A 13,946-nucleotide genomic window follows, 5' to 3' on the forward strand; every position below is an offset into this window, starting at 1 on the left:
AAAGTCTCGCCGCGCCGTCTTCGCCCGGCAACCGGACGTCGCGGCGGTCGGGACCGGCATCACCCCGCCGATCAGGCTCGGGTCCGGGGCCTGCTCGAAGCAACCTGACGGTTGTGCGAGTTCACCAGTGCCAGGCCCATTCGTGGCCCCAGGCCGGACCGAACCGAGCTCTCTGGCGATCCGCGCGGCGTCCAGCACTCCGGCCGGCCAGACGGGCCCGCGGCCGGCTCCGGCCGAGGTACTCAATCAACGACCGCGAGGTGGTCGGCGGCGCCTCCGCGCCACTCGATCATGAACAGGGTGGCGTCGTCGCTGGTACGGCCGCCTCGTTCGTGCTTCAGCGTGTGGGAGAGCCGGCGCAGATCTGCTCGCATCCCCTCTGACGGCTCCTGTCCCAGGCGGTTGACGCACTGGATGAGGCGTTCCTCACCGAACGGTTCCTCGCCGGCGAGGTGTTCCTCGATGATGCCGTCGGTGTAGCACAGCACGCGGTCGCCCTGCTGGAGCAGGTGTTCTCGGATCCGGGGCGCTTCGCCGCCGAAGCCGACAGGCAGTGTCGTCGCGCTCTCCAATTGGCGCGCGACCAGGCCGTCGCGGATCAGCAGCGGCGCGGGGTGTCCGGCGTTGACCAGCTGCAACTCACCGGTGGCGACGTTCAGGTGCATGAGCTGCGCGGTGACGAAATGGTCCGGCCCGAACTGCCGGGCGACGGCCTCATCCATGAACGCGTACTTCTCGGCCAGGCTGACGAAGACCCGCCGGGCATGGCGGTAGGCGCCGATGGCGACGGTCGCCATGGTGGCGGCGTCCAGGCCGTGGCCCATCGCGTCGATGACGGCGACGTGCAGGATGCTGTCGTTGAGCGCGTAGTCGAAGCTGTCGCCGGCGACCCGGTAGGCGGGTTCCAGGATGCCGGCCACCTCGACCTGCGGCACGGTCATCGTCAGCGGCGGCAGCAGACTCCACTGGATCTCCGCGGACACGCTCATCGGCTCCCGGCGCCGGGCCTGGAAGAACCGGTCGGTGTAGGCGTTCTTGGTGACCAGCATGTCCGCGACCAGGCCCGCGAGCCTGCGCAGCAGACGCCGGTCATCGTCTCCGACGACGTCCAGGGTCAGGGCCATCACGCCCACCTGGTCGCTGCCGTCCAACAACGGCAGGTACATCCTCACGCCGTGGGTCTGCGGCACCTCGACGACGTCCCCGCGCAAGAAGGACCGGCCGGCAGCGGAATCGTCCACCGGCTCGGGCTGGCCGACGTGCAGATCGCGGCCCGGCAGCGGCACCAGCAACTCCTGCGAGTAGTCCTGGAGCAGAATGGAGACGTCACGGCCGCCGATCCTGGCGACCTCCTCCGCGATCAGCGGTGCGATGAGCTGCGGCGGCATCAGCCGTGCCCGGTCAAGCAGCAGGCACAGCAGCCGCTCACCGAAGCCTTCCGACCGGTCCACCGTCTCCTCACTCATGGCCCGTTCCCCATCCTTCTTGCCACGAATTGCGGTTGCCGCCTGTCCCCAACAGTGCGACCTGACAAGCACGCTGGAGCAGCTCATTACGCCATGCGCGGCACGTCCGTGCTTGCTCAAGCCCCAGGCCTCGCCGGGGGCGCATGATGCTGCTGAGTCGCCCTGCGCTCCACTCAAACGGATAATTTGAAGTGACGAGGAGCCTCTTGCCGGGAGGCGCAGATGGCGACCAACCGCTTCCACACCGACCGCCACGGGGACTCGATAACCGTGATGGTGTACACCGACAGGGCGAGTAGCGACATCGAACTGCTCGTCAACGGGAAGGAGGTCGCTTTAGGCCGAATCGGCGATTCCGGGACATGCGAACTGGACGCGCCACTGCCCACGACGCCGCCCACGCCGGTGCACGTGACGGTCCGGCACCCTGGGCGGGACGGTGCCCCTGAGTGCACATTGCTCATAGACGGCGTCGAGCAGCCGTTCGACTGATCAGGTCAGTCCGCCATGGCCGACGTCGCCGGCGTTGCGCCGTGCGCTCCGGCACCCGGCAGATGGCGTGCGGTCCACCAGGTGCCGTAGGCACCGGCGGACAGGAACAGGCCGTGGGCGAAGTTGAGGACGTCGGCCAGGCCGAACACCAGCGACAGGCCGGCGGCGACCAGGAAATACAGCGCGCCGAGCCCGAGCCCGGTCACCGTCAGCACCAGCAGGGTGCTCATGACGCCACCTCTCGCGTATGACCGGCGGAGCCGACGCCGAGCAGGGAGCGGACCAACTCGGGATCCTCCATCAGGGTGCGGGCGGCGCCGGTGAAGGCGACGTGCCCGTCGGTCAAGACGACGGCGGTGCGGGCGAGGCGGCGCACGGCGGCGAGCTTCTGCTCGACCAGCAGGATCGGCACGGCCTCGGCCAGGTGCGCCAGCACCTCCGCCACCTCGGTGACGATCTTCGGGGCCAGGCCCTTGGTGGGTTCGTCGACCAGCAGCAATCGGGCACGGCCGAGCAGCACGCGGCCCAGGGCCAGCATCTGCTGCTGTCCGCCGGACATGGTTCCGGCGCGCTGCCGGGCGCGGTCTTTCAGCTCCGGGAAGACGGCGAAGACGCGGTCGTAGTCGGGCTCGCCGTGCCGCGGTTCGGCCAGGCGCAGGTTCTCGGCCACCGTCAGGGCGCCGAACAGGCCGCGGTTCTCGGCCACGTAGCCTATGCCGGAGCGGACGATCTGGTGCGTGAGCCGGCCGGCCTGCTCGCCTCCGTCCAGGCACACCGACCCGGTGACGCGCCCCCCGCGCGGGGCCAGGCCCAGGATGCCGCGCAGCGTGGTGGTCTTGCCCGCGCCGTTGCGGCCCAGCAGGGCTACGACGCCCTTGGCCGGGACGTCCAGGGCGATGTCGCGGACCAGCGACACCGCGCCCGCGGTGACCGTCAGGTCTCGAACAGCGAGCAGCGGGCCGCCGGTCACAGCCCCTCCCCGAGGTAGGCCTGCTGCACGAAGGTGTCGGCCATCACGGCGGCCGGGGTGTCCAGCGCCAGCAGCGCGCCGTGGTGCAGCACGGCGATCCGGTCGGCCAGGGACAGCACGGCGTCGATGTGGTGCTCGACCATGAGGACCGTGCGGCCCGTGCCGTCACCGGACAAGGTGCTGATGACCTCCAGCAGCTGCGGGATCTCGCCCGGGGCGACCCCGGCCATCGGCTCGTCCAGCAGGATCACCGAGGGCTGCCCCCGCGAGGACCAGGGCGATCTCGACTTTGCGCTTGTCGCCGTGGGACAGCACAGCGGCGTCGGCCTGTGTGCGCTCGGTGAGCCGTACCCGTTCCAGATACTCTTCGGCGGCGCGGGTGACGGCCGCGGCCGGCGGCCGGGCCCTGTCGCGCCGCATCCGGGCGTGGACCGCGAGCCGGATGTTTTCGCGGACGCTCAACGAGGGGAACACCGCCGAGGACTGGAAGGAACGGCCCAGCCCGAGCCGGGCGCGGCGGTGCACCGGCAGCGCGGTGACGTCGCGGCCGAGCAGCTCGACCCGTCCGGCGTCCGGCCGGTGCGTCCCGGTGATCAGGTTGAACAGCGAGGTCTTGCCGGCGCCGTTGGGACCGATGACCGCGACGAACTCCCCGGGCGCGGCGGACAGGGTCACATCGTTCAGGATGCGGGCGCCGTCGATGTGCCAGGACAGGCCGGCCACCACGAGCGCGGGCGCGGCCGCGCCGGAGGAGACCTCCGGCACGACCGCCCCAGAGGGCGACAGGGGCACGGTGCTCAGCCCTTCATGGCCGCGACCGGCGGCGCGACCGCGTCGGCCGACAGGGTCTTGACGACCTGCGGGGTGAAGGTGGACCCGTTCACAGCCAGCTTCACCTGATACATCGGCTGCAGCAGCGCGTGGTCGGCGGCGCGGATCGTCACCGTGCCCTTGACGCCGTCGAAGCTCCATCCTTCGAGCCCTGCGATCATCTTGTCGACGTCCTGCGCCGTGCCGCCGGAGTGGACCGCGCGCACCAGCATCTGGGCCAGCACGCGCTGGCCCCCGACCTGGTCGTCGAGGCTCTCGCGTTGCGCGGCGAAGCCCGTCGGCTGCTGTTCCAAGCCCTGCACGACGGCGCCGAGGCCGGCGTGTTCGCCCTCGACGACGTCATCCTCACCGGCACCGCGATCGCCGCGATCGGCATGCGGGTGGCCGCCTGGTTCGGCCCCGATCAGCCGTACACCCGCGAACAGGTCGCCGACCACCACGCCCGACTCGCCCTGCGCATGCTGGGCGTCACTCCGAAGGACGAACCGTGAACGACCTCGCCCCCCGACCGCTGGACATACCGCTGCCTGACGGCGCCCTTCGTGCCCTGAGATGGGGCGACGGAGACCGTGTGCTGCTGACCGCGCACGGCATCACCGGAACCGGCGCTTCCTGGCAGGCCATCGCCCGCTTCCTGCCCGCGGACTGGACCCTGATCGCCGTCGACCTGCGCGGCCGCGGCGGCAGCGCGCACCTGCCCGGCCCCCACGGCCTCGCCCGCCACGCCGTCGACCTGCTCGCCGCCGCGGACCACCTCGCCGCCCAGGGCAACGCCCGGCCGACCCTGGCCGGGCACTCGCTCGGCGCCTACGTGGCACTGCTCGCCGCCGACGCGCGGCCCGAGGCGTTCGAACGCCTGGTCCTGCTCGACGGCGGCCTGCCACTGCCGCTCCCCGAGGGCCTGGACCCGAAACTGGCGGTCAGCGCGATCCTCGGCCCCGCCTTCGCCCGGCTTCAGCAGACCTACACCGACGCCGAGGAATACCTCGCCTTCTGGCGTGCCCATCCGGCACTGGCCGACTGCTGGAACCCCGACATCGAGGCGTACCTGCGCTACGACCTGGTCGGCGAGCCCGGAGCGCTGCGTTCCGGGGTCGGTGAGGCCGCGGTGCTCGCCGACGGCACCGACCTCATCGCCGCCTCGCCGCGCTTCGGCGACGCTCTGCGCGCTCTGCGCCTGCCCACCCTGCTGCTGACCGCGACCAGCGGGATGTACGGCAAACCGCCGGGCCTGCTTCCCGACGAGGTGGTCGCCCACTGGACCCGCGAGGCGCCCCTGCGCGCCGATCGTGTCCCCGACACCAACCACTACAGCATCTTGATGGACCACCGCTCGGCCGGGGATGTGGCCAAGCGGATCTGTGTCGGCTGACCGGCACTGCTGGTCCATGCCGCGGCCGACACCCTGGCGGTGTGCACCGTGGCAGTGCTGAACAAGGTCGCCGTCGCCTGGCCGGGCCTGGGGGGAATCGCCCGGTGCCTGGCGGCGGCTCCGCACCACACCAGCGCCTCCTTCGAGCTCGGCCATTTCGTCAACAGCTGCTGCCGATGGGTACCTTGCGGTAGTTGCGCACATGTGCGGCAGAATTGCCGTGGCTTCTATGCCTGAAGCGCTCGGAGCTTGATTTTTCCGTTCCGAAGCCAATAGCCATGCCCGAGCGGCGGAAATCAGGGCGAATAGTTACCGGAACAGCGAACCGTGCCGGTACTACGTCGTCCTCCTCCGGATGCCAACCGCCAGAGGCTTGACACAGGTCCGATACGCACCGTCTGCCCAATTCACGGATGATCAAGGGCTCTTATTCGCGTGTGACACCACTTAAGACAACCTCATCGAGGTGGTGGCGGCGGACTCACGATGTGCGATACAGAACCCTCCCGGCTTCCTATACGATCTCTGCCACAACGCCCTGGAGCGGGTCGCGCAGACCGTCAATCCTCGGCGTCGGGCATTGTGAGTAACCAGCACATCACTAAAACGGGGACAGAACGTCAAATGGCTGACCGCCTTTCCGTGGATCTGGACGCCCTCGACGCGTTCGGGTCACGACTCGACACCATCAAGCAGCAGCTGGATTCCAGCCGCCACACCATCGACTCCTATGACGGCGACTACGGTTCGGACAAGGTGCGCGACGCCATGCACCACTTCGAGTCGCACTGGCGGGACGGGCGCAAGCACGTGGAGGACACCGCCGAGGCGCTGGCGAACATGGCGCACGAAGCGGTGAAGGCCATCCGCAAGTCCGACAAGGACATGGCGGACAAGCTGAACAGCGACTCGAGCCAAGGCGCCCAGCGGTGACCGGCGGTCCGGCGCTCGACGCCGGGATCGGTTTCAGCCTGCGGGTGCCGCCGAACTGGTTCGAGCTGGACGTGCATCCGGCGACCCGGGAGGCGTCGGTCCGGGATCTGGTCCGGGACCGGATCGCGCAGGTACCCGAGCTGCAGGAGCGCCGCCGGGAGATCACCAAGCTGCTGAGCGATCAGGCGGCCAGGTCGTGGGACGCGGGGGCGGTCTACTGCGCCGGCATGGCCGAACCGGTGGAGGACGGGGTGCTGCCGGCCAGCGTGACCGTCTTCCTGCTGCCCGGTCCGCTGGGCGCCAGCAGCGACGAACCGGACCGCACCGCGGCCCTGCTGCCGATGCTGACACCCAAGGAGCCCAAGGACGACGACGACACATGGACCAAGGTGCGGGTGTTCGACCTCGAAGGGTGCGGCCAGGCCGTGCGCACCTACGGGATCGAGGATGTCGAGCCTGAACCGGGCAAGCCGATCCGAATCGCGTCGATGCAGACGTTCGTGCCGGTGCCGGACGTCAACAGGGTGCTGCTGGTCTCCTGCAGCAGCCCGGCGTTCGCCCTGGCCGAGGGCCTGTTCGACCTCTTCGACGCCCTGACCGGAACCCTGCGCCTGCACGACAGCTAGTTCCGCAGCTGGGTCCGCGGCAGCGCCGACGCCGCGGCTGGAAACCGACACACGGGGAGCACGACAAGTGGTACGTCCTACGGACTGGAACATATTGGATCTGAGCCACGATCCAACACCCGGGGAGCCGTTCCGGATAAGGGAACTCGGCGGCCGGATGCAGACACTGGGGGATGAAGCCGAGCTGGCCGCGCGGGACGTGCGGGGGCTGGCCGGGGATCCGGCGGCGATGAACTGGATCGGCGCGTCGGGGGACGCGTTCCGGGACCACATAGGCAAGTTCCCAGCGCAGCTGGACAAGGTCGCGACCTCGCACCACCTGTGCGCGGAGGCGCTGATCGAGTTCGGGAACGCGCTGGACAGCTGCCAGTCGCAGGCGGATCGGGCGCTGACACAGGCGCGGCCGCTGCACGACCAGGTGCAGCGCATCCAGCAGCAGCTGTCCTCGGCACACGCGGATCTGGCGTCGGCGAACAAGGGCGTGGACGCGGCGCACGCGGCCGCGACGGTCGACCCGACCAGCGTGAGCAACGCGGTGAGGCAGCAGACGAACGCGCAGTACGCCGTCAGCAACCTGAACAACCAGATGAGCGGGACGAGCGCCCAGCTCGAGGCGCTGAAGAAGCTGGCGTCCGCGGCCGAATCGCTGCGGCACACCGCCGAGGACACGGCCCGCAACAAGATCAACGCCGCCACCGACGCGGGCATCCCGCCGGACTCGTTCTGGCACGAGGTGGGCGAGATCGCCTCGGTGGTGTGGAAGGGCCTGGTGATCGTCGCCGGGATCGTGTCCTTCATCGGCGGGATCATCCTGCTCGTGGTGGGCGGGCCGCTCTGGCTGATCATCGCGGTCGTGGTGGCCGGCCTGATCTTGCTGGCCGACAAGATCAACGACTACGCCCACGGCCGCGCGAGCTTGTGGGATGTGGGACTGGCGCTGCTGGCGTGCATCCCCATCACCAAGGGCCTGACCACCTTGACGGCCCTCGGCGAGGCCTTCCGCGCCGGCGGCTTCCTCGGCGCCGGCGCCCACCTGCTCGGCGCCGGCGCGGGAGCCGTGAAGGGACTGTTCACCGGCATGACCGCGCTCCTGAAGGGGGGACTCGGCAATCTGGTCCGGGTCTTCTCCGACGGATCGCACGGCGTCGAAGAGGCGAGCCACATCCCGCACGACCCGGCAACGTGGCAGACCCTCGACGCGGCCTACGCCAACTCGGCACCGCAGATCCCGCACGACGCGGCGACATGGGACCTCCTCGACCGCGCATTCGCCAACTCGGCACCGGTCAGCGACGTGGCGCACGCGGAGGCGCCGGTTTCGGACGTGGCGCATGCGTTCGCCCCGGCGGGTGATGCGGCGCATGCGGCTGCTCCGGCCGCCGATGCAGCGCACACGGCTGCTCCGGCCGCCGATGCAGCGCACTCGGCTGCCCCGGCGGCGGACTCGGCGCACGCGGCTGCTCCGGCGGCGGATTCGGCGCACGCGGCTGCTCCGGCGGCGGATTCGGCCCATGCGGCTGCTCCGGCGGCGGATTCGGCTCATGCGGCTGCTCCGGCCGCCGATGCAGCGCACTCGGCTGCTCCGGCGGCGGACTCGGCGCACGCGGCTGCCCCGGCGGCGGATTCGGCCCATGCGGCTGCTCCGGCGGCGGATTCGGCGCACGCTCCCGGTTCTGACCCGTTCGGCACGGTCACGCACTCGGCACCCGCCGCCGATGCCGCTCATGTCGCCGCGCCGGCAGCCGACACGGCCCATGCGGCAGCGCCGGCAGTTGACGTGGCGCATACAGCAGCGCCGGCCGCCGACGCAGCTCATGCGGCTGCTCCGGTCGCCGACGCAGCCCATGCCGCTGCTCCGGTCGCCGATGCAGCGCACACGGCTGCTCCGGTCGCCGATTCGGCTCACGCCCCCGGTTCCGACCCGTTCGGCACCGTCACGCACTCGGCGCCCGCCGCCGATGCCGCTCATGTCGCCGCGCCGGCAGCCGACACGGCCCATGCGGCAGCGCCGGCAGTTGACGTGGCGCATACAGCAGCGCCGGTCGCCGACGCAGCCCATGCGGCTGCTCCGGTCGCCGACGCAGCCCATGCCGCTGCTCCGGTCGCCGATGCAGCGCACACGGCTGCTCCGGTCGCCGATTCGGCTCACGCTCCCGGTTCCGACCCGTTCGGCACCGTCACGCACTCGGCGCCCGCCGCCGATGCGGCCCATGCCGCGGCCCCGGCCGCCGACGCCGCTCACGCTCCCAGCACTGACCCGTTCGGCACCGTCACCCACGCGGCCCCCGCCGCCGACGCTGCCCACGCGGCCCCCGCCGCCGACGCTGCCCACGGCGCCCACGCAGCCCCGGCCGCCGACGCTGCCCACGCGGCCCCGGCCACCGACGCAGCCCACGGCGCCCACGCAGCCCCGGCCACCGACGCAGCTCACGCCGCCCACGGCGCCGACCCCACCCACCTAACCCCCGGCGCCGACCCCCTCCACGTGGCGCCCGTGGACGCCGCCCACGCGGCTCCGGACGCCGTCCACGTCGCTCCGCCCACGGACGCCGTCCACGCGGCGCCGGGCGCCGACGCGGCCGCCCACCAAGCCGCCATGGACAACTTCGCGCAGAAGTACTACGGCTACGCGGAGGATGTCGACTACTGCAAGAAGATCGTGGCGAACGACCCGGCCTTTCATGGGATGGACCCGAATGAGCTGGCCGCGACGCGTGGCTACACCAGCAGTGAGTTCTACAAGCAGCTCAATGCCGCCCTGCGCGGCGACAATCCGGCGCTGATGGCGCAGTACGCCGACCATGCGACAGCCGTCAATGCCGGGCTGAGCCAGATGGCGCCGTTCGAAGGTCAGGTCGTGCGGACCATCTCGGGTCTGAGTCCGGCGAAGGCCGCCGAGATCGCCGCGCAGTACGTTCCGGGTTCGTCGGTCGTCGAGCACGCCTTCACCAGTGCCTCCACCATCGAGGGCGGACTCGACGCCAACAGCCTGGTCCAGATGACGATCCAGTCCAAGACCGGGGTCGACATCACCGCCCTGTCGCGGCACGGCGAGGAGATGGAAGTCCTGTTCAAGTCGGGCACCGAGTTCGATGTGCTGTCCAACACCAAGGGCCCCGGGGGCATCCACCACATCGTCTTGCAGGAGAGGTAAGCCATGAGCGACTTCGTCCCCACCCCTGAACAGCAGCGCATCATCGACGAGGCGCACCGCCGCCGCGAGGAGGCCCTGCGCAACCCCTCGGGCCGGCCCGCCACCCAGCGGGACAGCGGGTTCGCGCTCGGCCTCACCGCCGACGGCCATCTCCAGCCCGGGGGCGGCCGGCCGATCGCGCCGCCGGATCCGCGCACGCCGCTCGTCCCGTCCCAGCAGATCCGGGCCGACCGTGCGGCCGGCGCACTGATCGGCGCGGCGTGCGGTGACGCGCTCGGCGTGCCGTATGAGTTCCAGCCGAGGCTCGGCGACGACCAGCTGCCGGTGATGCGCGGCGGCGGGCTCGGGCCCTACGCCCCCGGCGAGTACTCCGACGACACGCAGATGCAGGTGATCATCGCCCAGGTCGCCGCTACCGGCCTCGCCCTGGACGAGGACAACGCACAGCGCGCCATCGCAGAGGGCTTCATCGGCTGGGTGGCCAGCGGCGCGTCCGACATCGGCGCCCAGACCCGCCGCGTGCTCTACACGGCCCGGATGGAACGCGGCGACGCGCTGACCGCGATCCGGGCGGCCTCGAGGGAGCTCCATCAGCAGACCGGGCTCTCCGCGGGTAACGGCTCCCTGATGCGCACCGGCGTCGTCGGGCTGGGCTTCCTCAACGGCACCGACGCCGTCTACCGCTGCCGGGACGCGGCCCGCGCCATCAGCAGCCTGACCCACTACGACGCGCTGGCCGGCGACGCGTGCGTGCTGTGGAGCGAAGGCGTGCGCAAGGCCGTGCTCGCCTCGGGCCCGAGCCTGTGGCGGTTCGGCGGCGTCCGCGACGCCGTCCACCTGCTCCCCGCCGAGCGCCAGGCGCAGTGGAGGGCCTGGCTGGACGAGGCGCAGGAGAAGCCGCCGCACGCCTTCCAGCCCAACGGCTTCGTCGTGCCGGCGCTGCAAGCCGCCTGGTCCGCGATCTACCACACCCGCATCCCCGACCGTCCGGAGGACCACTTCCGGCTCGCTCTGGAGGCCGCGGTCCGCGCCGGCGACGACACCGACACCGTCGCCGCCATCGCGGGGGTCCTGCTGGGCGCCGCCTGGGGCCGGGCCGCGATCCCGGCCGAATGGCAGCGAACCGTCCACGGCTGGCCGGGACTGAACGCCGACGGCCTGGCGTCGCTGGCGACGCGGATCATCGGGTGAGCGACGGGTCCGCGCCGGCGTCCCGAGCCCCGGGCGCTGGCGCCGACCCGGCATTCTCATCCCGCCTCATCAATTGTCCCCACGGGCCCGTCCAGCGCGCTATCTTCTACGCATTCTCTCGTTGATCAAACCCCTGTTCAGGTGACTTGTGAAGACGCTCTTTCGCGCGTTGACCGCTGTTGGGCTCCTTGTCGGTTTTTATGTCATAGCTGCGGGTCTCGGCGCCGGGTTGGTGACCCTTGATGTGCTGATGGTGGCCAGTGGCCACTTAGGGATCGGCACGGTCAAACTCTTGGCCATTTCGGTGCCGGTGATCGTCACGCTGGCTCGCGGCGTGTTCATGATCGGGGCACGGTCCCACCGTGACAACGACGGGGAGGCCGATGGCGCTTATCTGGTCGTCGAGGCCGACCAACCGGAGTTGTGGGCGGCGGTGCGGCGGATCGCGGCGGCTGTGGGGACCCGGGCGCCGGATGAGATCCGGCTCATTCCCGAGGGGAACGCGGGGGTGGCGGAGAAGACGCGGATGCTCGGCCTGATCCCGGGACGGCGGCTGATGATGATCGGTACGCCGCTGGTGGCAGGGTTGTCCGAGGCGGAGCTGGACGCGGTTCTGGCACACGAGCTCGGCCACTACGCCAACCGGGACACCCGGCTGGCCGGCATCACCTACCGTGGTCGCACCGCCATCGGCCACACCCTCGGGCAGATAGCCGGCTCGCACGGCATCGATTCGTTCCTGGCGCGGATCTTCCGCTCCTACGCCAAGCTCTACCTACGCGTCTCGCAGGAAGTGTGCCGACGCCAGGAGTACGCGGCCGACGCCGCCTCCGTCCGGGTCGCCGGTGCCGCCGCGACGGTATCCGCCCTGCGGCGCATTGCTCCCTTGAGCACGGCATGGCAGTTCTTCCAGTCAAGGTATGTGTACTCAGGCGTCGGGCAGGGCTTTCTGCCTGCCGACGTCATGGGCGGCTTCGTTTCCTTCCTGGCGGAGCCGTCCCGTCAGGCGGAGATGCGGGAGGTCGCGGAGGAGACGAGACCGGCGAAGGCGTCACCGTACGACTCGCACCCGCCCCTGGCCGAACGTGTCGCAGCCATCATGAACAAGACTTCGGACATGCCGGCAGAGGGCGCGATTCCGGGTCGCCCCGCCCGCGCGTTGCTCGCGGACCCGGAGCGCGTTTTGCAGGATTCGTTCGATTCCGCGCTGAACGATCGGGGCCGGGCCCTGAACCGCCTCCCCTGGGAGGAATTCGTCCACCGCACCGTCCGCGACTCCACGGCGCTCAGTGTCGGCCCGCTCTTCGCCGCGGCGGCGGCAGTGTCCCCCGACGGCCCCGGCCGCGAGGGCCGAGGTCGGCTCGGAACCGTGCTGGCCGTGCTGGAGACCGGAGGAGCCGCGCTCATCGGGGCCCGCCTTCCCGGCGACCCGGTGAAGGGCGACAGCCAGCGCGTCCGCGACGAGCTCTACCGCAGCCGCACGCGCACGGCGCTGGGCCTCGCGGTGGATCTGGCTCTCGCCGACACCGGCAAGGCCCGCTGGGTCCTGTCGTGGTCCTCTCCCACGCATCTGGTCTACGCACCGGGGATCACGGCGGAGCAGCTGACAGCGGCCCTTGACGCGATCGTCTCCCGGCAGCCCGACGCCGAGCCACTGCGCAAGATCCTCGCTGAAGCCGGGGTCCCCGACACATACGAGCTTTGAGCTTTTCGCAGCCCTTGCTGCCGATCGCACGATCTTCACGGATGACGAAACGGAGTTCCACCCGCATGGCACTGTTCCGCAAAGGCAAGAAGACTCAGGCCCCCGCTGTCGGCAGCGGGTCGGCGGACCCGGCGGCGACGGCCTTCGACGCCGCCGGGTACGGACTAGTCCCCGACAGCGCGATCGCCCTCGACGTGTATCTCGGCGACAGCCGACTCGCCGCGGCGAGCAAGGCATGTCTCCAGAACGACTGGACCGTCGCGGACCGGTTGCTCGACGACGTCGGCGGCGACTGGGACACCCGGTTCCTCTACGTCGGGGTGATCGCTGATTCGGCCAAGAACGACGACTCGTGGCTCCAGGCGTGGCTCGCCGCGCAGCCGGAGTCTGCGAACGCTGCCGTCGTGCATGCCAGCGCGCTCCACGCCCTCGCCAGCAGTGTGCGCGGCGGCCAGGCGGCCAGCCTGACGACGCGAGAGCAGTTCGAGGGCTTCCACCGCATCTCGCGCGAAGCCGACGACGCCGCCGCCCGGGCCGCGGAACTCGCCCCCGACGACCCCAGCCCCTGGGTCATCCGGATCATCTCCGCGCTCGGCCGGCAGATCCCGCACGACGAGTTCCGTCCCCTGTTCGCCGAGGCCGCCCGCCGTGCGCCGCTGCACCGCCGAGCACACACCTACGCGCACCAGTACTGGCTCGCCAAGTGGTTCGGCTCGGACGAGCTGGCCGAGCGGTTCGTCCTGGAGGAGACGGCCCGCGCCCCGAAATCGGCGATGGCTTTCGAGCTCCGCATCCACTACGCGCAGGAGCTGTGGCTCAGAAACAACCTCGACAAGCGCCCCGAGGGAGACATCAGCACCTTCTACCGCACCGGGCCGGGCCGCCCGCTCCTCGACGAGGCGCTGGACGCCTTCTGGACCGGGGAGGTTCCCGCCGGCGGGGGCCTGGGCACCATCGACCAGAACCTTCTCGCCTGGGCGCTGTACCAGACGGAGCGTTACGACGAGGCCTGCGACGTCTGGACCGCCGTCGGCGGGTCGATGTCCGGCGGCTACCCCTGGCAGTACTACAAGGACAAGGCGGGGGTCTTCCGGCTGTTCCGCCAGCGGTCGTTCCTCGAGTCCTCCCGCAAGCCCGTCGCCACAGCGACCCACGGCTGAACCCCGGCCCGCAGGGTCGCCGATGACCGCGTCGCCGAAGCTCATC

General features: G+C 70.8%; 12 protein-coding genes and 2 pseudogenes. 9 read left to right on the top strand and 5 right to left on the bottom strand.

Features of this window, described 5'->3' with window-relative positions; translation table 11 throughout:
• Positions 1 to 242: 242 nt before the first annotated feature.
• Positions 243 to 1,466, bottom strand: a complete 1,224-nt coding sequence (locus ABD466_RS37400; protein ID WP_344662008.1) for a PP2C family protein-serine/threonine phosphatase — start codon at positions 1,464 to 1,466, stop codon at positions 243 to 245.
• Positions 1,467 to 1,688: 222 nt separating this feature from the next.
• Between ABD466_RS37400 and ABD466_RS37405 the strand changes: the two genes are divergently transcribed.
• Positions 1,689 to 1,958: a hypothetical protein gene (locus ABD466_RS37405; protein ID WP_344662009.1), complete on the top strand. Its 270-nt coding sequence runs from the start codon at positions 1,689 to 1,691 to the stop codon at positions 1,956 to 1,958.
• 38 nt (positions 1,959 to 1,996) lie between these two features.
• Here the strand turns inward: ABD466_RS37405 and ABD466_RS37410 are convergent.
• The 4 genes and pseudogenes from ABD466_RS37410 to ABD466_RS37425 all read right to left on the bottom strand — a co-directional run.
• Positions 1,997 to 2,188: pseudogene (locus ABD466_RS37410) on the bottom strand (ABC transporter permease subunit); the annotation flags it as partial.
• Positions 2,185 to 2,928 carry an ABC transporter ATP-binding protein gene (locus ABD466_RS37415; protein WP_344662010.1) on the bottom strand — a complete coding sequence of 248 codons (744 nt, stop codon included), beginning with the start codon at positions 2,926 to 2,928 and terminating at the stop codon, positions 2,185 to 2,187. The gene ABD466_RS37415 and the pseudogene ABD466_RS37410, both read right to left, overlap by 4 nt.
• Positions 2,925 to 3,714, bottom strand: a pseudogene (locus tag ABD466_RS37420) (ABC transporter ATP-binding protein). The gene ABD466_RS37415 and the pseudogene ABD466_RS37420 overlap by 4 nt, the downstream one beginning before the upstream one ends.
• 11 nt (positions 3,715 to 3,725) lie before the next feature.
• Positions 3,726 to 4,052 carry an ABC transporter substrate-binding protein gene (locus ABD466_RS37425; RefSeq protein ID WP_344662011.1) on the bottom strand — a complete coding sequence of 109 codons (327 nt, stop codon included), beginning with the start codon at positions 4,050 to 4,052 and terminating at the stop codon, positions 3,726 to 3,728.
• Here ABD466_RS37425 and ABD466_RS37430 point away from each other — a divergent pair.
• The 8 genes from ABD466_RS37430 (at position 4,020) to ABD466_RS37465 (ending at position 13,900) form a co-directional block, all read left to right on the top strand.
• Positions 4,020 to 4,250 (top strand): TetR-type transcription factor C-terminal domain-containing protein, encoded by a 231-nt coding sequence (locus ABD466_RS37430; protein ID WP_344662012.1) that lies wholly within the window; start codon positions 4,020 to 4,022, stop codon positions 4,248 to 4,250. The genes ABD466_RS37425 and ABD466_RS37430 overlap by 33 nt on opposite strands.
• On the top strand, positions 4,247 to 5,131 hold the full coding sequence (locus tag ABD466_RS37435) for an alpha/beta fold hydrolase (protein ID WP_344662013.1): 885 nt from the start codon (positions 4,247 to 4,249) through the stop codon (positions 5,129 to 5,131). Before ABD466_RS37430 ends, ABD466_RS37435 begins: the two co-directional genes overlap by 4 nt.
• 624 nt (positions 5,132 to 5,755) lie before the next feature.
• On the top strand, positions 5,756 to 6,064 hold the full coding sequence (locus ABD466_RS37440) for a DUF6507 family protein (RefSeq protein WP_344662014.1): 309 nt from the start codon (positions 5,756 to 5,758) through the stop codon (positions 6,062 to 6,064).
• Positions 6,061 to 6,690, top strand: a complete 630-nt coding sequence (locus ABD466_RS37445) for a hypothetical protein (RefSeq protein ID WP_344662015.1) — start codon at positions 6,061 to 6,063, stop codon at positions 6,688 to 6,690. Before ABD466_RS37440 ends, ABD466_RS37445 begins: the two co-directional genes overlap by 4 nt.
• A 157-nt stretch (positions 6,691 to 6,847) precedes the next feature.
• Positions 6,848 to 9,844: an ADP-ribosyltransferase domain-containing protein gene (locus ABD466_RS37450; protein WP_344662016.1), complete on the top strand. Its 2,997-nt coding sequence runs from the start codon at positions 6,848 to 6,850 to the stop codon at positions 9,842 to 9,844.
• A gap of 3 nt (positions 9,845 to 9,847) precedes the next feature.
• On the top strand, positions 9,848 to 11,035 hold the full coding sequence (locus tag ABD466_RS37455; RefSeq protein WP_344662017.1) for an ADP-ribosylglycohydrolase family protein: 1,188 nt from the start codon (positions 9,848 to 9,850) through the stop codon (positions 11,033 to 11,035).
• Between the two features lie 148 nt (positions 11,036 to 11,183).
• Positions 11,184 to 12,740, top strand: a complete 1,557-nt coding sequence (locus tag ABD466_RS37460; protein WP_344662018.1) for a M48 family metallopeptidase — start codon at positions 11,184 to 11,186, stop codon at positions 12,738 to 12,740.
• Positions 12,741 to 12,781: 41 nt separating this feature from the next.
• Positions 12,782 to 13,900, top strand: a complete 1,119-nt coding sequence (locus ABD466_RS37465; protein WP_344662019.1) for a hypothetical protein — start codon at positions 12,782 to 12,784, stop codon at positions 13,898 to 13,900.
• Positions 13,901 to 13,946 lie beyond the last annotated feature (46 nt).

The sequence above is a fragment of the Catenulispora subtropica genome, assembly GCF_039531675.1.
GTDB classification, from domain to species: Bacteria; Actinomycetota; Actinomycetes; order Streptomycetales; family Catenulisporaceae; genus Catenulispora; species Catenulispora subtropica.

What these genes read in the sequence shown, in the direction of transcription:
- ABD466_RS37465 (WP_344662019.1), top strand. Translation starts at nt 12,782, where the DNA reads ATGACGAAACGGAGTTCCACCCGCATGGCACTGTTCCGCAAAGGCAAG.
- ABD466_RS37405 (WP_344662009.1), top strand. Translation starts at nt 1,689, where the DNA reads ATGGCGACCAACCGCTTCCACACCGACCGCCACGGGGACTCGATAACC.
- ABD466_RS37400 (WP_344662008.1), bottom strand. Translation starts at nt 1,466, where the DNA reads ATGAGTGAGGAGACGGTGGACCGGTCGGAAGGCTTCGGTGAGCGGCTG.
- ABD466_RS37450 (WP_344662016.1), top strand. Translation starts at nt 6,848, where the DNA reads ATGCAGACACTGGGGGATGAAGCCGAGCTGGCCGCGCGGGACGTGCGG.
- ABD466_RS37455 (WP_344662017.1), top strand. Translation starts at nt 9,848, where the DNA reads ATGAGCGACTTCGTCCCCACCCCTGAACAGCAGCGCATCATCGACGAG.
- ABD466_RS37440 (WP_344662014.1), top strand. Translation starts at nt 5,756, where the DNA reads ATGGCTGACCGCCTTTCCGTGGATCTGGACGCCCTCGACGCGTTCGGG.